Source organism: Phenylobacterium sp. J426 (assembly GCF_024699945.1).
Lineage (GTDB): Bacteria > Pseudomonadota > Alphaproteobacteria > Caulobacterales > Caulobacteraceae > Phenylobacterium.
In genome coordinates this window covers 111,929-130,168 of record NZ_JAJOMY010000003.1, presented here as the reverse complement: position 1 = coordinate 130,168, position 18,240 = coordinate 111,929, and the positions used below count along the sequence as shown (strand labels likewise).

9 protein-coding genes and 4 pseudogenes are annotated in these 18,240 nt (G+C 66.2%); 10 read left to right on the top strand and 3 right to left on the bottom strand.

Features of this window, described 5'->3' with window-relative positions:
• The first annotated feature begins 480 nt into the window (after positions 1-480).
• From LRS10_RS24060 to istB, 6 genes and pseudogenes are all read left to right on the top strand, one after another.
• Positions 481-1,398 (top strand): TolC family protein, encoded by a 918-nt coding sequence (locus LRS10_RS24060; protein ID WP_374571528.1) that lies wholly within the window; start codon positions 481-483, stop codon positions 1,396-1,398.
• Positions 1,398-2,663 (top strand): annotated as a pseudogene (locus LRS10_RS24055) (efflux RND transporter periplasmic adaptor subunit). The gene LRS10_RS24060 and the pseudogene LRS10_RS24055 overlap by 1 nt, the downstream one beginning before the upstream one ends.
• Before the next feature lie 14 nt (positions 2,664-2,677).
• A pseudogene (locus tag LRS10_RS24050) lies at positions 2,678-5,830 on the top strand (efflux RND transporter permease subunit).
• 1,016 nt (positions 5,831-6,846) lie between these two features.
• Positions 6,847-7,002, top strand: coding sequence for a hypothetical protein (locus tag LRS10_RS24045; RefSeq protein ID WP_257839662.1), 156 nt, complete (start codon positions 6,847-6,849; stop codon positions 7,000-7,002).
• A 160-nt stretch (positions 7,003-7,162) separates the two neighbouring features.
• Entirely contained in the window at positions 7,163-8,695 is a 1,533-nt protein-coding gene (gene istA, locus LRS10_RS24040) for an IS21 family transposase (protein ID WP_257839117.1), read from the top strand.
• A 9-nt stretch (positions 8,696-8,704) separates the two neighbouring features.
• Positions 8,705-9,445 carry an IS21-like element helper ATPase IstB gene (gene istB / locus LRS10_RS24035; protein ID WP_257836904.1) on the top strand — a complete coding sequence of 247 codons (741 nt, stop codon included), beginning with the start codon at positions 8,705-8,707 and terminating at the stop codon, positions 9,443-9,445.
• A gap of 398 nt (positions 9,446-9,843) precedes the next feature.
• On the opposite strand, the gene LRS10_RS24030 is transcribed toward istB, so the two are convergent.
• Complete coding sequence (locus LRS10_RS24030; protein ID WP_257839661.1) at positions 9,844-11,637, bottom strand: PAS domain-containing methyl-accepting chemotaxis protein; 1,794 nt, start codon at positions 11,635-11,637, stop codon at positions 9,844-9,846.
• Between the two features lie 662 nt (positions 11,638-12,299).
• Here LRS10_RS24030 and LRS10_RS24025 point away from each other — a divergent pair.
• A complete protein-coding gene (locus tag LRS10_RS24025; protein ID WP_257839660.1) occupies positions 12,300-13,103 on the top strand; it encodes a Crp/Fnr family transcriptional regulator in 804 nt (267 codons plus the stop codon).
• Positions 13,104-13,626: 523 nt separating this feature from the next.
• On the opposite strand, the pseudogene LRS10_RS24020 reads toward LRS10_RS24025, so the two are convergent.
• A pseudogene (locus tag LRS10_RS24020) lies at positions 13,627-14,073 on the bottom strand (HWE histidine kinase domain-containing protein).
• Positions 14,074-14,098: 25 nt separating this feature from the next.
• Entirely contained in the window at positions 14,099-14,425 is a 327-nt protein-coding gene (locus LRS10_RS25580) for a hypothetical protein (protein ID WP_374571511.1), read from the bottom strand.
• Between the two features lie 1,283 nt (positions 14,426-15,708).
• Here LRS10_RS25580 and LRS10_RS25575 point away from each other — a divergent pair.
• The 3 genes and pseudogenes from LRS10_RS25575 to LRS10_RS24000 all read left to right on the top strand — a co-directional run.
• A pseudogene (locus LRS10_RS25575) lies at positions 15,709-16,119 on the top strand (PAS domain-containing protein); the annotation flags it as partial.
• 135 nt (positions 16,120-16,254) lie between these two features.
• A complete protein-coding gene (locus LRS10_RS24005; protein WP_257839658.1) occupies positions 16,255-17,730 on the top strand; it encodes an HWE histidine kinase domain-containing protein in 1,476 nt (491 codons plus the stop codon).
• Positions 17,727-18,104, top strand: a complete 378-nt coding sequence (locus LRS10_RS24000) for a response regulator (protein WP_257839657.1) — start codon at positions 17,727-17,729, stop codon at positions 18,102-18,104. The genes LRS10_RS24005 and LRS10_RS24000 overlap by 4 nt, the downstream gene beginning before the upstream one ends.
• The last annotated feature ends 136 nt before the right edge of the window (positions 18,105-18,240 follow it).

Here is an 18,240-nt window from a genome sequence, read left to right as displayed (position 1 = left end):
CTTTGGGCTAGAACGCCCTCCCAAGATGCCTCTCGAAGTCTTCGCCTGACATAGCGCGGCGATCAGGCCGCGCGCGCCTGATCCCCCATGCTTCGAGAGACAGATGTCATTCAGATTCCAACGTCGCGCGAGCTCGCGGCTTGGGCTGGCGTTCGCCGCCACCCTCATCCTAGGCCTCAGCGCGCCCGCTGCCGCGCGAGCGCAAGCCGAGCCGCCCGCTCTCAGCCTGTCGGAGGCGCTCGCCAGGGCTTTCGCGGCTGATCCGACCATTGCCGGCTCCGAGGCCCGCTTGGCGGCCGCCGAAGCTAATCTGCGGCAAGCGGGGGTGAGGCCGAATCCCACCCTCGGTTTGGACCTGGAGAATTTCGCGGGCACCGGCGCCTATTCACTCCTGGATCGCACCGAGGCGACGCTCAGCTATCAGCAGACGCTTGAGCGCGGGGGAAGCGCGAGGCCCGGACGGGACGCGCGCGGGCTGAGATCGAGGCCGCGCGGCTGCGACGCCAAGTCCGCACACTGGACGTCCTTCGTGACGTGCAGGTCGCTTACGCAGAGGCGGCGGCGGCCGAAGCGGAGCTTTTGATCACCGAGGCCAGGCTCATCGCCGCTCGCCAAGCCCAGGCGGACATCGACCGGCGCGTGAAGAGCGCCCGCGATCCGCTCTTCGCCGGCTCGCGCGCCGACATGATGACGGCTCAGGCGGAGATCGCACGCGATCAGGCTCGGGACCGCGCCCACAACGCTCGGGCGGCGCTTGCACGGTTCTGGAGCGGCCAGCCTGACTTCCGTCTGGCTTTAGAGCCATTCTTCGACGCCAAAGCTCCCGTCGTTCCTTCCATGTTCACCACGCCGGACTTCGCCCTGCTTGAAGCCGAGCGGAATATTGCGCTCGCCAATATCCGGGTGGAGCAGGCGCGCGCTGTGCCTGATCCAACTCTACGCGCTGGAGTCCGCTACTTGGGCGATGGCGCGAACGTGGCCTTTGTGGTGGGCGGAACAATCCCGCTGCGGCGCAACGACACCAATCGGGCGGCTATCGAGCGCGCCCAGGCCGAGCGAACGGCTGCTGAGGCGGACATCGCCGCGGCTCGTCTGACGCGAGAGCGCGAGATCGCTCAGCTGACCGTACGTATTTCGGCGGCCGCGGCCGAGGCGGAACGCATCCGGGCGGAAGTCATCCCACCTGCCATCAGGTCGGTCGAGCAGGTGCGTGAAGGCTTCAACCGCGGAGGGTTCCAGTACCTCGATGTGACCGAGGCCGAGCGAGCTTTGGCCGAGGCCAGGGCTCGGCGCGTCAGCGTGCTGCGGCAGTACCACGTCGAGCGGGCCGCCCTGGACCGTCTCACCGGCCGCCACGCTGGGATCTCGTCTTCAACCTCGAACGCGGAGCGTCGCTGATGAACGCCTATGCACTCAATCGGCTGTCGCGCCTTGCGCTCCTGATCACGGCCGCCGCTCTCCTCGCAGCCTGTGGGGATGGGAAACAGACGCCGGCGGAGGGAGCCGAGCACGGCGCAGCCGCGGCCGCAGACTACGAGCGCGGGCCTCACCGCGGCCGCATGCTTCGGGACGGAGACTTCGCCGTCGAGATGACCATCTTCGAAGAGGGCGTGGATCCGGAGTTTCACGTCTACGCCTACCGCAAAGACAAGCCGATCGATCCCCGGCAAGTCCAGCTCACCGTCGAACTCGCCCGCCTGGGCGGCCGGGTTGATCAGTTCGCCTTCGCGCCTCAGTCCGACTACCTCCGCGGCAATGGCGTGGTCACCGAGCCCCACTCATTCGACGTGAAGGTCCGCGCAGTCGAGGGGGCCGAACCCATCAATGGGCCTACCCCCTCCTATGAAGGCCGCACCACCATCTCCGCGGAGGCGGCGCAGGCTGGCGGGGTGAAGACCGAGCGCGCGGGTCCCGTGCTGCTGGCCGAGCTCGTCGATATGGCGGGGCGGGTCGAGATTACTCCGGAAGGAGAGGGGGACGTCCGCGCCTGGTACCCTGGCCGGATCATGGCCATGACCGGCCAGCTGGGACAGCAGGTCCGCAAGGGGCAGGTCCTGGCCCGTGTCGAGTCGAGCCAGAGCCTGCAGACCTACGCCATCCCGGCCCCGATCGGCGGCGTCATCGTCCAGAAGAACGCCAATGTCGGCGATGTGGCTTCCGACCAGGCGCTGTTCGTCATCGCCGACCCCACCAAGCTGCACGCGGAATTCTTCGTCTATCCGCGCGACGCCGAGCGCGTCCGCGTCGGCCAAAAGGTGGAGGTGCGCACTCTCTCGGGCGAAAGCCGCCTCGTAGCGCCTGTAGAGGCCATTCTGCCGACCGCTGACATGTCCAGTCAGACCCTGATGGCGCACGTTCACCTGCCGCCAAGCGCCGCAGCCACTTTCCGCCCGGGTATGGGCGTCGAGGGCTCGTTCCAGGTGGCGACCCAGCAAGCCCCATTGGCCGTGCGCACCAAGGCCCTCCAGCGGTTCAGGGACTTCACCGTCGTCTTCGCGAAGGTCGGGAATACCTACGAGGTGCGGATGCTGGAACTGGGACGCAGCACCCCTGAATGGACCGAGGTCCTCGGGGGCCTCGAGCCCGGAACCGAGTACGTCACCGATGGCGCCTTCCTCATCCGCGCGGACATCGACAAGTCCGGCGCGAGCCACGATCACTAGAAGCGGATCAGAACATGCTTGAACGCATCGTCGCGCTCTCGATCCGCTATCGCTGGATCGTCCTTGCGCTCGTGCTCCTCAGCGCCGCAATCGGCGTCTGGAGCTTTCAACGTCTGCCCATCGACGCCACGCCTGATATCACCAATGTCCAGGTGCAGATCAACACCGAGGCGCCAGGCTTCTCACCCTTGGAATCCGAACAACGGATCACCTTCCCGGTCGAGACGGCGATCGCAGGGATTCCGGGCCTGCAATACACTCGCTCGATCTCGCGCTATGGCCTGAGCCAGGTGACGGTCGTCTTCAAAGACGGGACCGACATCTACTTCGCGCGCCAGCTGGTCAACGAACGGCTGCAGGGCGCGCGCAGCCAACTGCCGGAGGGCCTGACGCCCGAGTTGGGTCCGATCGCCACGGGGCTCGGCGAGATCTTCATGTACACCCTGGAGGCCCGTCCCGGGTGGCGCAAACCGGACGGCAGCGCCTATACGCCTGAGGACCTGCGGACTTTGCAGGACTGGGTCATCAGACCTCAGTTGCGCAACACCCCCGGCGTCACCGAGGTCAACACCATCGGTGGCTTCGAGCGGCAGTATCACGTCACCCCGCTTCCGGAACGGCTATCGGCCTACGGCTTGACCATTGGTGACGTGGTCTCAGCCCTGGGCGCCAACAACGCCAACGTCGGCGCGGGCTATGTGGAGCGCTACGGCGAACAGTACCTCGTGCGCGTGCCCGGGCAGGCGGCTGGGCTCAAGGATCTGCGCGGCATCATCGTCAGCAATCGCGGCGGCGTGCCCATCCGGGTCGGCGACGTCGCCGACGTCGGCATGGGCGAGGAGCTGCGCACAGGGGCGGCGACCGAGAATGGCCGAGAGGTAGTGCTGGGCACGGTCTTCATGCTGGTGGGCGAGAACAGCCGCACCGTTGCGCGCGCGGCCGCGGAACGCCTCGAGGAGGCGGCTAAGGCCCTTCCGCCCGGCGTGACCGCTCAGGCGGTCTACGACCGCACAGACCTGGTGGATCGCGCCATTGCGACGGTCGAGAAGAACCTCCTCGAAGGGGCTCTACTCGTGATCGTGGTGCTCTTCCTGCTGCTCGGCAATTTCCGTGCGGCTCTGATCACCGCGGCCATCATTCCCCTGTCCATGCTGCTGACCATCACCGGGATGGTGCAGACGCGGGTCTCCGGGAATCTCATGAGCCTCGGCGCCCTCGACTTCGGCCTGATCGTCGATGGCGCGGTGATCATCGTCGAGAACTGCCTGCGTCGGTTTGGCGAGGCTCAGCACAGGCTTGGGCGTTTGCTCACCCGCGAGGAACGCTTCGAGCTCACCGCGAGCGCGACCGACGAAGTGATCCGCCCCTCGCTCTTCGGCGTCCTGATCATCACGCTTGTCTATGTGCCGATCTTCGCCCTGACGGGAGTGGAGGGTAAGATGTTCCATCCCATGGCCATCACCGTGGTGATCGCCCTGACCGCAGCCATGGTCCTCTCCCTGACCTTCGTGCCGGCCGCCGTTGCGCTCTTCGTCGCCGGCAGGGTCGAGGAGAAGGAGAGTCCCGTCATGCGGCGCGCGCGGCGGGTGTACCAACCCGCTCTGGACGCGGCGCTGCGCCTCCGCACAGCCTTCGTCGCGGGGGCCGTCGTTCTCGTCGTGATCGCTGGCTTTGCAGCGAGCCGCATGGGGTCGGAGTTCGTCCCGAACCTCGATGAAGGGGGATATCGCCCTCCACGCCCTGCGGATCCCCGGCACCAGCCTGACGCAGGCGGTCCAGATGCAGTCGGCGCTTGAGGCCCGTCTAAAGCGCTTTCCGGAGGTAGAGCGCGTCGTTGCCAAACTGGGTACAGCGGAGGTGGCTACTGATCCGATGCCGCCGTCGGTCGCCGACACCTTCGTCATGCTGAAGGATCGGAAGGACTGGCCCGACCCCCGCAAGCCCCGCGCGGAGTTGTTGGCCGAGCTCCAGGCGGCCGTGGTTACGATCCCCGGCAACAACTATGAGTTCACCCAGCCCATCCAGATGCGCTTCAACGAACTCCTGTCAGGCGTTCGCGCTGACGTTGCTGTGAAGGTCTTCGGCGACGACCTCGACGTGCTGCTTTCGATCGGCGAGGCGGTCGGCTCTGTGGTGGAGGGGATCGAAGGCGCTCAGGATGTCGGGGTAGAGCAGATTACCGGACTTCCGGTGCTGCAGATCACGCCTGATCGCGCCGCCCTCGCCCGGCTTGGGCTGAACGTGGAGGATGTCCAGGACGTGGTCGCCGCTTCGATCGGCGGCGCGGTCGCAGGCCAGATCTTCGAGGGCGACCGCCGGTTCGACGTCATTGTCCGGTTGCCGGAGGACATTCGCCGCAACGTCGATGAGATCGGTCGGCTCGAATCCCGTTGCCGGCGGCGGAAGGCGCGCCCCGCGGCTTCGTCCCATTGCAGGACGTGGCCAAGATCGAAGTCGAGATCGGGCCCAACCAGATCAGCCGCGAGGACGGCAAGCGCCGTGTCGTGGTGACAGCGAACGTCCGCGGGCGCGACCTTGGCTCCTTCATCACCGAGGTTCAGCAGAAGGTGGGAGTCGAAGTCGAGCTCCCTAGCGGCTACTGGGTCAGCTATGGCGGCACGTTCGAGCAGCTGATTTCGGCGGCCAAGCGCCTTCAGCTCGTCGTACCCGCCGCCCTGCTGCTGATCTTCGGCCTGCTCTTTGCGCTGTTCCGCTCGGTGAAGGACGCCGCCATCGTCTTTTCAGGCGTGCCGCTGGCGTTGACGGGCGGGGTAGCCGCCCTTCTCCTGCGGGGGTTGCCCCTCTCCATCTCCGCCGGCGTCGGCTTCATCGCGCTCTCCGGTGTGGCCGTCCTGAACGGCGTCGTGATGGTGAGCTTCATCCGTAACCTCCTGGCCGAGGGTAGAGGACTAGACGAAGCGATCCGCGAAGGCGCCCTGACCAGGCTGCGCCCTGTGTTAATGACGGCCTTGGTGGCGAGCCTCGGTTTTGTGCCAATGGCGTTTAACGTGGGAGCGGGGGCCGAAGTCCAACGTCCGCTCGCGACCGTCGTGATTGGCGGGATTATCTCCTCGACACTGCTCACCTTGCTGGTCCTGCCCTCGCTCTATCGCCTGGTGCATGGCACCGGTGAGCGTCGACGGCTGGCTGTCGAGGCGACCGCGTGAAGCGCCTCGGCATCCAACTGAACTCAGAATCCCATATCGAGTAGAAGCCTGTGCGGCCAAGCAAAGCCGAGACCACGCAATCCGACTGTTGGTCGACCGGGTGGCAGCTCCCAGGGGCCTCGAAGGGCCGCCGGTGTCGCTGATACCAAGTTTCGCGAGTGAAGTTCCCTGGCGCCACTGACTCCAAACGTGCGACGCGGATCCAATTGCTGGCAGGTTGACACTCAAAACGCGAGAACGCGGTTCGCAGCCCAAATGGAGTCAGGTCGTCTGGGCAGTTCAACCGAGCGAGGGACTCATATCGCCCAACTCAGAGCGCGGCTGACATGCTGTTCCGAACGATATCGCAGTCAAGTTCACGGATCAGGTACTTGCCACGTTCTAGAAGTCGTCTGATCGTGGGCCCCTAGAACCCATTCGATGGCCAGAGCGCACAAGCGTTGCTGCTGCGCCCGCTCGGCCTGCCTCCAAGGCTGTGCAGCTACGAACGCCGCTCCGCCAATTTGCAGAATTCCCACGGCAAGGAGTCCGGACCAGAAGATCGCCGCGCTCGGCAGGCGCAGACTGAGTTTAGGCTGCATCTTCGTCTCCCACATGCGCTCCGTAGGACGGTACATCGGGGGCGTGCGCGTGTCCTACTACGCCACAGCCGTAGTCACCGCGATCATCCCTCCCGTGGTCGAAGATGATGCCACCTTGAAGGCTGTAAGCGGGGCCGTGCAGATGTCTGGCGGACAAGCAGATGACGAGCATCAGTGAGGGCCTACGCCAGCGACGCCGCCGGTACAGCATTACCGCCGCCGTTCTTATTGATGAACCAGCTGGCGAAGGCCTGCTCCTGCGTTGGTGCCGAGCGGGTGGGCATGCCTCGCCTGAAGTGAGGTGAGCGCACTCTTTGCGGTGTTTCCGGCCACGCGAGGCATGCACATACCTTGCTTCGCAGGTCGGAGCGGACTCTCGCATATTCCCTCTGCGGCCGAGCGCGATTGCGATCACTACCTGAAGCGGAGGAGACTGTGACGGTCGTGCAATACCACGCTTACAGATTGAATCCTGCCGGACGTATCGTCAGCGGCGACTGGATCGATGCGGCGGACGATGATGCAGCCAAGGCGGTCGCGCGCGAGTTGTGTGCGGATTCCGACGTGATCGCGCCCGCCGTTCCGATTTGATGCCGCCCACCATTCCGAAGTGATCCCGCCCACCGTTCCGGGATAACGCCGCCCAGGATTCCGGGATGATCCCGCCCAGGCGGCCCGGCGGTCCAGGCCTTCGCCGACGCTAGGCTCTCCTCCTTTCGAGGAGAGGCCGATGCCGACGGAGAGGATTGCGATGCGCCGCGTGCGCGAGATGTTGAGGCTGCGCCTGGACGCCGGGCTTGGCGGGCGGGAGATCGCCCGCCGGATGGGGATCGCCCCGTCGACGTTCCGCGAGATGACGCGGCGCTTCGAAGAATCCGGTCTCGCCTGGCCGTTGCCGTTGGATCTGACGGACAGCGAGCTGGAAGACCGGCTCTACGGCGAGAGCAGGACAAAGCAGGGCTTCCGTCGGCGCGCCGAGCCGGACTGGGCGGCGCTCAACCGCGAGCTGAAGAAGAAGCACGTCACCCTGCAGATCCTGTGGGACGAGTACATCGAGGCTTATCCGGACGGCTATCGCTACAGCCGATTTTGCGAGCTCTACCGCAGCTGGGAAGCCCGCCTGCCGGTGACGATGCGCCAGACGCATCTTGGCGGCGACAAGCTCTTCGTCGACTACGCCGGCGACACCGTGCCGGTGATCATCGACCGCCGCAGCGGCAAGACACAGCCGGCGCACATCTTCGTCGGGGTGCTGGGCGCCTCCAGCCTGACCTTCGCCTGCGCCACCTGGAGCGAGAAGCTCCCCGACTGGGTCGACGGCCACGTGCAGGCCTTCGCCTTCTTCGGCGGCGCGCCGCGGCTGCTGGTGCCGGACAACCCCAAAGTGGCGATCATCAAGGCCTGCCTCTACGACCCGCAGGTCAATCGCACCTACGGCGAGCTGGCCGCCCACTACGACACCGCGGTGCTGCCGGCGCGGCCCAGGCGGCCGCGGGACAAGGCCAAGGTGGAAGCCGCAGTGCGGATCGCCGAGCGTTGGCTGCTCGGCAAGCTGCGCCATCGACGCTTCTACAGCCTGGCCGAGGTGAACGCCGCCCTGGGCGAGCTGCTGGTCTGGCTCAACGAGCAGCAGGTCCGGCGTTATCAGCGCCGCACCCGTCGCCAGCTCTTCGCGGAGATCGACGCCCCGCGGCTTAAAGCCCTGCCGGCCGAGCCCTATGCCCTCGCCGAATGGCGCGTGCGCAAGGTGGGGCTGGACTACCACGTCGACGTCGACGGCCACTTCTACTCCGTCCCCTACCGTCACGCCCGCGAGACGGTGGAGGTGCGGCTCACCGCCCGCGCCGTGGAGATCTTCCTGCACGGCGAGCGCATCGCCGCCCACCTGCGTGGCTCCGGCGACGGCAAACACACCACGCTCAGCGAGCACATGCCGGCCAGCCACCGCCGCTACAGCGACTGGACCATCGAGCGGATCCTGAGCGAGGCGCGGGCCTGCGGCCCTTCCGTGGCGCTGCTCTGCCAGGTGATCCTCGAGCACCGGCCGCACCCCGAACAGGGCTTCCGCACCACGATGGGGATCGTGCGCCTGGCCAAGGTCTACGGCGTCGCGCGCCTGGAGGCGGCCTGCGAGCGCGCCCTGCTGGTGAGCGCGCGCAGCTACGGCGCGGTCAAATCCATCCTCGACAACCGGCTCGACGGCCAACCGGTCCGGCGGCGCGACGGCGAGGCCGGCGGCGCCGTCGCCCACCCCAACATCCGCGGCTCAACCTACTACCACTGAGGAGATCTGATGCTGACCCATCCCACCTTCGACCAGCTCAACGTCCTGGGCCTCCAAGGCATGGCCAAGGCCTTCCGCGAACTGCTCGACAACCCCGAAGCCGGCGGCCTGGGACATGCCGACTGGCTGGCGCTGCTGCTGGACCGTGAAACCGTGCACCGACAGGACAAGCGTCTCGGCGCCCGGCTCCGCCATGCGCGGCTGCGCCACCACGCCGTCCCGGAAGACATCGACTACCGCGCCCCCCGCGGACTGGACCGCGGCGTCCTCACGACGCTGCTCAAAAGCCACTGGATCGACGCGGCCGAGAACCTGGTGATCTGCGGCCCGACCGGGGTGGGCAAGAGCTGGATCTCCTGCGCGCTCGGCCACAAAGCCTGCCGCGACAACCGCTCGGTGCTCTACGTCCGCGTCCCCAAGCTCTTCGACGAGCTGGCGCTGGCGCACGGCGACGGCAGCATCGGCCGCCGCTTCAAGAGCCTGGGCGCCGTGCAACTGCTGATCCTGGACGACTGGGGCCTGGAGCCGCTCGACGCCCAGGCACGTCACGACCTGCTCGAGATCCTCGAGGACCGTTACGGCCGGCGCTCCACCATCGTCACCAGCCAACTACCGGTCTCGGCCTGGCACACCGTCATCGGCGAGGCCACCTACGCCGACGCCATCCTCGACCGGCTCGTCCACAACGCCCACCGCCTGGACCTCAGCGGCGACTCCCTGCGCCGCCCGAAACCCGCCGATCAGGCTTGACCAGCCGGCCGAACCCCAGACAGATGAAACCTGTCGATGAAGGCTGTGCCGCTGGGCGGCATCAGATCGGAACAGCGGGCGAGATCATCTCGGAATAGCTGGGCGGCATCGTCGGAATCCGCAAGTTGTGCGACACCGCAACGCCGAACGTCGAACTTTGGCAGGGTACGACGTGCATTGCCGTGTTGCTCTGCGACGAGCCTGTTGCCGCCTGAGGCGCGGTCGCCGTCAATCTTGGCGGCCCGCCCGTGCCGCATTGACCGGCGGTGTTCAGTACCTTTCGAGGAAGGCCGCGAGCGCGGCGCTCTGCGTCCCGCTGAACATATCGTCGAAGTGCAAGAGGCAATATTGGCTAGACGCCACCTCCAGGTGAGCGCCAGCCATGAGCGGGGCCTCGACTAGAATGCCTCCCACTCAGAACTGGCCGGCTCGGGCGCCTTGCGCAGGGCGCCGCCGTTGCGGCCGGAGGTCGATACCGACTTCAGAGCCACGACGCGGCCGTAGGCGGGGTGCCGCTCCTGAGCGCCAGGAGCCGGTGGCGCGCCGCCGACTTCGAAGCGGCTGATCAGGCGCGCCATCTCTCCGGTCTCCTGCGCCAAGCTGTGGCTGGCGGCGGTGGACTGTTCCACCATCGCCGCGTTCTGCTGGGTCGCCTGATCCATCTGGTTGACGGCGGTGTTCACCTGCTGGAGCCCCGTGGACTGCTCCTGAGCCGAGGCCGCGATCTCCGTGACCGCAGTGTTGATTTCCACAACCTGGGCCACGATCCGCTCCAACGCCGAGCCGGTCCGCCCCACCAGGCTGACGCCTTCCGACACCTGACTGGTCGAGGCGGTGATCAGCGTCTTGATTTCCTTCGCGGCGTCCGCTGAACGCTGGGCCAGCGCCCGGACTTCAGAGGCGACGACGGCGAAGCCCTTGCCGGCGTCGCCTGCCCGGGCGGCTTCCACGCCCGCGTTCAGGGCCAGCAGATTGGTCTGGAAGGCGATCTCGTCGATCACACCGATGATCTGGCTGATCTCGCTTGAGGAGCGTTCGATCTCGCCCATGGCTGTGATCGCCTCGCGCACGACTTCGCCGGACTGCTGGGCCTCGTCCTTGGTGCTGGACACGACCTGCTGGGCGTGTTTCGCGCCCTCCGCCGTGGTCCGCACGGCGGCGGTGATCTGGTCCAACGCAGCGGCGGTCTCCTCAAGCGAGGCCGCCTGCTGCTCTGTACGACGGGCGAGGTCGTCGGAGGCGCGGCTGATCTCGTCGGTGCCCGACCGGATGCCGTGGGCCGCGTCGTTGATGACGCGCATGGCCTGTTGCAGCGTCTCCATGGCGCTGTTGTAATCAGAGCGCAACTGCTCGTACTCCGGCGGGAACGGGGTTTCGAGCCGGCGCGTGAGCTGCCCGGCGGCAAGGGCCGCCAAGCCCTCGCCGATGCTCTGTACCGCGTTCACGCGGGCGGTCACGTCGGTGGCGAACTTCACCACCTTCATCACGCGGCCATCCATGTCGAAGATCGGATTGTAGGAGGCGCTGATCCACACCTCCCTGCCGTTCTTGCCGAAGCGCTTGAACTCGGCGGCGACAAACTCGCCGGCGTTCAGCTTGCGCCAGAAGTCGGCGTACTCGGGAGATTCGGCGTAGGCGGCATCGACGAACATCCGATGCCCCCGGCCGCGGATCTCCTCAAGGCTGTAGCCCACGGTCGACAGGAACGCCTCGTTGGCCGTGATGATCGTACCATCCGTCTCAAACTCGATGATCGCCTGGGCGCGGGAGATGGCGTTCAGCTTGCCCTCAAACTCCGCATTGCGCAGCTTGACCTCGGTGATGTCCGTGGCCGCTTTCACGACGCCCACGACCTTCCCGGCGCCGTTGCGTACCGGATTGTAGCTCGCCTGGATCCAGACTTCGCGGCCACCCTTTCCGATCCGCTTGTATTCGCGCGCGTCGAACTCGCCGTCACTCAGCTTCTTCCAGAACGCCTTGTAGTCCGCCGACCGGGCGTATTCCGGCTCTACGAACATACTGTGGTGCCGGCCGATGATCTCCGAGGCCTCATAGCCGATCGCCGAGCAGAAGTTGGTGTTGGCCGCCAGGATCTTCCCGGTCGTGTCGAACTGAATGATGGCGAGCGATCGATCCAGCGCAGCCAGCAGCGCCCCCGGGCGGAAGGCGTTCGACATCTTGCGTCCGAGCATTTGTAGTCCCCACACGCGGCGTCGAGGCACTATCGCCGGACCAAACCGCGTTACATCTCTAGCTGTGAGATTTGCAGGGTTAACCAAGTGATAAAGACTAAGTTTATCTAGAGTAGGTTGTCAGGCGTGTGCCTGAAGATCACTTCCAGTTGCACTAAACTCACTCCTGGGGACGCAGAGCTCGGCGGTTCAACGTCGAATTGAGGCGATCCAGTCTCGGACGTGGCTTTTTCGATGGCGGGAACCTTCTGGCCCTGTCGGCCGCATCGGCGTCGTAGCCAAGGCGAAGCCTGACGGGCCGGCGAGCCACCTGGACAAACGTGCTCAATGAAGACCGACGGTTTCTACCCTGGCCCTGTGCGAGCGCCCGGAGGTCGAAGATGAAGGCGTGGCGTCTGAGGGTTTGGACTGACCCGGATCAGCAAAGTACGCCCCAGGTGGGAAGCGGAGTGTCGAAACGCCGCCAGCCGCGCCGGCGATAACCCCGAGGTGTTGCCGCCATCGTCATCCTGCCCTGACCTACCTCACATCGGACATCGTCCATCCAATTGGCGTTGGTCCCTGAGGGGGTGGGGCCAGCGCCCTTTACGCTTGCGAGCGGGTCCTTCCGCGACGATCCTCACGCAGGCGACCACGCGTCAGAACGACGGGGAGGGCGCATCTTGACGACGCAGCAACTTCCGGACCCACGCCTCGCCGCGAACCACCTCCTGGACTCGCTGGCCCCGGACGATGCGGCCGTTCTCGCCCCCCATCTCCGTCAGGTAGCTCTGAGCCGTGGGCAGACGCTTTTCATGCCCGGCGACGATGTCCGCGAAACCTACTTTCCTTGTCGGACAACAGTGCTTTCATTGCTCGTGATGTTGCGCGATGGGAGCGAGGTCGAGGCGGCGACGATCGGGCGCGAGGGCGCTCTTGGAGGCCTCGTGAGCACCGGGCACACGCCGGCGTTCGGACATGCCACGGCGCAGACGCCCGGGAGCGCCTTGGTCGCCTCCGTTGACGGCATTGAGGAAGCCAAGCGCCGCTCTCCTCGCGTCGCCGACCTCTTCGCGCGTTGGGCCGATGTCATGATCGCTCAACTAATGCAGTCCATCGCCTGCAACGCATTGCACGATGTCGAGCAGCGCTGTTGCCGCTGGCTGCTCAGCACCCATGATCGCGCCGGAACCGACTTGATCCGGATGACGCAGGAAAGCCTCGCGCAAATGCTTGGGGTGCAGCGGACGACCGTGACGACGGTAGCGCGCCAGTTGCAGGATGACGGCCTCATCGAATACCGGCGCGGTCGGATCCAGGTGTTGGACAGGGATGGGCTGCGTCTGCGCTCCTGCGAATGTTATGAGGTGGTCGAGGACCACTTCCAACACTTGCTGCCGAACGTGCCGTTGCCGCGCACGTCAGACCTCAGCGGGCGGGTGGCGCGAGACGACCGCCCTCCTCCGGCGACGCTCGGCGCGACCTGATAGCTAAAATCCGACTCCAGAGGGCCGCAGGGCGATGTCAGATGGAACTCGCCCATCTTCGGAGTCGCGGGTCAATCCGCCGATCCGATCGTCGCCGATCCACGCCGGGGTCTTCGAAGGAGGCAGGGGTGGTGCGGTGTGGGAGGCGGACTTGACGCATTCTCACGCCACCACGACCCAGGCGGGCTCCGGTGTGTGGTGGGGGCGAGGCTGATCCGCAAGCGGCATGACGATCTCGCAGGTGACCCCCGCAGGATCGAAGGAGATGTCCACCCGGGCGGAGAGTTCGCGCGCCAGCCGCGCTCGATGAGTCGCGTACCGAAGCCGCGGCGGCTCGGAGGCGAGACAGGTGGGCCGCCCTGTTCACGCCACGGAATCCTCAGGACACCGGTTTCGGGCGCCAGCGACCACTCGAGGTCCACCGATCCCTCGGATCGTGAAGCGCCCCGTACTTGGCGGCGTTCGTGGCGAGCTCGTGGAACGTCATCGACAGAGAAAGCGCCGTCTGGGGTTCCAGATGCACCTACGACCCACGGAGCCGGAACTGGCTGGCGCTGCTGTTTCGATAGGGTGCGATCACGCCTTCGGCGACCTCCCCGAGGTCGGCGCCCGACCAGCTCTGGCGGGTCAGAAGGTCGTGGACGCGCGACAGGGCGAGCAGGCGGGACTCGAAGGCTTACGTGAAAGCTCCTGGCTTGGCGTGAACCTGTAGGGTCTGCATCGCTAGGGACTGGACGGTGGCAAGGGTGTTCTTCACCCGATGGTTCAGTTCGTTGATGAGGAGATTCCGAAGCTCATCCGTGCGCTTGGCCTCCGTGATCTCGACGGCGGCGGCGACCGCGCCCCGCACGTCCCCAGCTGCTTCCCGGATCGGCACCGCATTGGTCAGCAGGTAGATGATCCAGCCATCGCTGAACCGGACCGCCTGCTCGAGGTTTCGCACGGCCTCGCCGCGGGCAGCGCTCTGCAACGGCAAGTCCGCCGTCCTCGCCGGCTCACCGGCGTGGAAGACTTTGAAATGGGTCGGGCGCTTCCGCTACCGGAGCCGAACGCGAGGGGTTTCGATCGAGCGTGAGCCCCATCATCTTTGCCGCGAAGGCGTTGCTCCAGGCGGAACGCGCCTCGCGGTCATGGGTGAACCAAACCGCCACCGGCACCGCATCTATGAGCGCCTCGAGCTCAGCGGTGCGGGCGCTCGATTCCGACAGAGCCGCCCGGCGTAGCTTTGAGAGGGCGAGGTTCGCGCCCACGCGAGCGAGCAGTTCGCGCGAGGAGAACGGCTTTACGAGATAGTCATCGGCTCCGGCGTCCGGGCCTTCCACCTCAGAGTCTCCGCCTGCTCGGGCGGAAAGTACGAGGACCGACAGATCGGCCAGGGCGGGGGCCGCGCCGCCTTGCGCGGCGCCGACCTCGTAGCCCTCCCAACGACACGTCGCGGGCGGCAGGCGAGAGAGGCGCAGGCCCGCTTCACCTTACTGCCTGCTTGCGGCAGTAAGGCTAGTTGAGGGCGTCGTCCTCAACCGACATTCGTTCAGGTGGCATGGACGATCGAATGGACGCCGCTGCTCTCAAGCGTCCGCCCTGCCGGCGAGGCGGCGCTGCGGCGTCGGTCACGGCCGGGGCAGCGTCCAGCGACACCGAGTAAGATTAGCGCGAGCTCTCCGACGCCATCGACGCGGTGCGCCGCTCACGGGCGGGTTCGCAGCCAGCGCCAGTGTGAGGACCGGGGCGACATCGTGTCTGCCGCGTGTCTCGCTGAGCTTACATGGCTCGCGACCGCCGACGACCGGCGACCCTTCACTAGCGCTGGACCGACGTTTCGCAAGGCCTGGTGGGCTTCGCGCGCGAGGGCTCAAACCTCGCTGGTCGTTTCCTCGCCGCCGCTGAAGGCTCGGCGCTCGAGCAGGCTTCCTTCCGCCAACGTGAGCCACGTCTCCGCTATCTGAAGGAGCGTATCGCGTACCGCTTCGTCGGGCTCCCCAGCGGCGTCGGCCGCTGCCTTGCTGGCCCTTTCAAGGTAGATCGAAGCCTTATCCATACCGTTACGATAGCACGTTTGCTCAAGGCGCGTCAGCGCCGCCTTAGCGTCAGCCCAGCAGGGGCTGTTGGCTTCGCGTCCGAGGGCTAAGACTTCGCTGGGTCGATTGGCGTCTTTTGACGCGGCTCCGAACGATCCGCCACCGACAAACGCTCCGATGTCAATTGTGAGATTCCCTGTTCGTTCCGCCCGCTGGCTCCTACGCAACGTCGTGTCGCACGGAGTTGGTCTCCTGTCCGACAAACAGTGGACTAAGCTCTGGCTAAACAGGCGGACTGCTCTCTCTACTTCCTCGAGACAAGGACGCATTCGTAAGGTGCCGATCTCCACGCGTCGAGCGACGATGTCGCCATGGATTTGCCAAGATCGATGAGCGACCGTCGCGATTCAGCTTTGGCGTCGCGCGTTCGTAGCGGCGAAGTTTCCAGTCGATGAAAATGCACAGGGCGAGCCGGATCCGCGGCTGCCCGGTCAGCTCCCTTCGTGTGCCGCCGGAGGGCAGAACTTTGAGCTCAAAATAGCGGGCGTGGAAGGTGACGAACCCGGGCTGTCGTGCGTTGATGCCGTATGGAGGAGCCCACCGAGATCGACATACTCCGCCTGCGCCTGGCTGCGGCGGAGGCGGCGCTAGTGGATCGCCCAGCGGCCGGAAACGGAGCCGCCCCCGCCGAAGAGAGATACCGCGCCGTCTTCGAGACGATGGGCCAGGGCTATTGCGAGCTTGAGTTAGTTCGTGACGAGCAGGGACATGCGGTCGACCAGCTTTACCTGGAGTTGAACCCGGCCTTCGAGCGCCTGTTCGGCATCGCCATCGATGAGGCGAAGGGCCGAAGGGCAAGCGAAGTCTTCCCCTTCGTCGACCCGATGTGGACGAAGACCTTCGAGGCGGTCGCCAAGACGGGGACACCCAGACGTTTCGAACATCAGCACGGACCGCCAGGCCGCTGGTTCGAGACATTCGTCTATCCCGCAGGCGGCGACCGGGTCGTCATCCTCTATGAAGACGTCACCGACCGGAAAGGCGCGGAAGAGCGGCTGCGTCAGAGCGAGGAGCGCCAAGCGTTCCTTCTCAAGCTGAGCGACGCGCTCCGTCCGCACGCCGACGCAGGGGAGATGCAGGCGATCACGACCCAGCTTCTCGGCGCGCATCTGGGGGTCGACCGCGCGATGTACGCGGAGGTGGCGGGCGAACGCGGAGCGGAGATAGGGGCGATCCGCGGCCAGTTTGTACGGCCTACGGCTCCGGATCGGCCCGCACCGGCTCCCTTCCCAGATCGGTTCACCTACGAGAGCTTCGGCACGGATGTGATGGCGAGACGCTATAGCGGCGAAGGCTTCGCGGTCGCCGACGTGAATGCGGACCCCCGCTTCGACACAACTGAGCGTGCGGCGTGGGCCGCGGTCGGCGTGCAGGCTGCGATCGTCGCGCCGCTCGTCAAGGGCGGTCGACTGGTCGCCGAACTCGGCGTTCAATCCGAGACGCCGCGCCTGTGGACGGAGGCTGAGATCTCGCTCGTGCGAGAGGTCGGCGAACGCACCTGGGCCGCAGCAGAGCGCGCACGGGCCGAGGCGGCGCTGCGTGTCAGCGAGGCGCGGCTTCAGAGCGCGATTTCGATCAGCACGGTGGGCGTTCTTTTCTGGGGCCCCGACTTCCGGCTGAGCCAGGTCAACGACGCCTTCCTGCGGCTCACTGGATTCGCCCGCGACGAAGTGATCGGCAAATCGTGGCAGGAGCTGACGCCGCCCGAATTCTACCCTGTGTCGGAAGTCGCATTGCAGGAGTTGCGCGAGCACGGCGAGTCCACGCCGCACGAGAAGCAGTATCTCCGCAAGGACGGCTTGCGCTGGTGGGGCCTGTTCGCCCCGCGTCGTCTGAGCGACACCGAGATCGTCGAGTTCGTCATCGACATCAGCGAACAGAGACGCGGGGTCGAGCGGCAGAGGCTTCTGCTGGCCGAACTACAGCACCGGGTGCGCAACATTCTCACCGTCGTTCGGTCCGTGGCGCGTCGAACAATCGAGGCCGGCGACAATCTTGAGGACGTCGCCGACCACCTCGATGGCCGGCTTGCGTCTTTGGCCCGCACCCAAACCATGCTCACCCGAGCGGCTGGCGCGGGCGTCGATCTCGAAATGCTGATCCGGGAAGAGCTGCTCGCACAGAACACGGACGACGACGTCGTCGACTTGAGCGGTCCCGACATTGAACTGGCGCCCAAGGCCGCCGAAGTCCTGACCCTGGCAATCCACGAGTGGGCTACCAACGCGACCAAGTACGGAGCCTTCGCCCAGGCCGGCGCCTCCTTGGAGGTGCGCTGGTGGCTCGAACGGGGCGAGCGCGAGACTAATCGGCTGCGACTTGTCTGGCTCGAAAGAGGCGTCCGGATGATCGCCGCCAACCCGCGCCGCGCCGGCTTCGGCTCAGAGCTGATCCAGCAGCGGGTGCCTTATGAGCTGCGCGGCACGGGTCGGGTCGAACTGTTGCCGGGCGGCGTCCGGGCCGAGATCTCCTTCCCCCTTGTGCACGGCGCGAGCATTCTGGCGACGCACGCTCCAGGCGACCCGTCTCGGATCGGAGATGACTTATGAGCCCTCAGATACAGCTGGTCGGCGTCGAGGTGCTCGTGCTCGAAGACGACTACTACCTGGCCGATGACGCGCGGCGGACCCTCGAGAACGCCGGGGCGCGGGTGATCGGGCCCTTCTATGACCCGGACCATGCGGTGCAGGCCGCGGAGGCGCGCAAGCCGACCTGCGCCCTGGTGGACATAAATCTCGGCGACGGTCTGAGCTTCGTTGCGGCCGAGCGCCTGCAGGCCGGGGGCGTGCCGATCATCTTCGTCACCGGGTACGACGCGGAGATGATCCCACCAGCCCTGCAGGACGCTCCGCGCCTGCAAAAGCCCATCGAACCGCACGCGGTCCTGCAGGCGGTGCGTACCGTGTGCGCCGAGGGGGCCTAGAGGTCATTGCTTGGCGGGCGGCCACCTCCCAATCGAGGCGCAGGTCCTTGGCGTCGAAGCTAGCCGCGTCGATCAGTTCCGAAAGGTCCAGACCTCGTTTGCTGCGGGTTCGAACCCTGCCGGCCAGCAGCCCTTG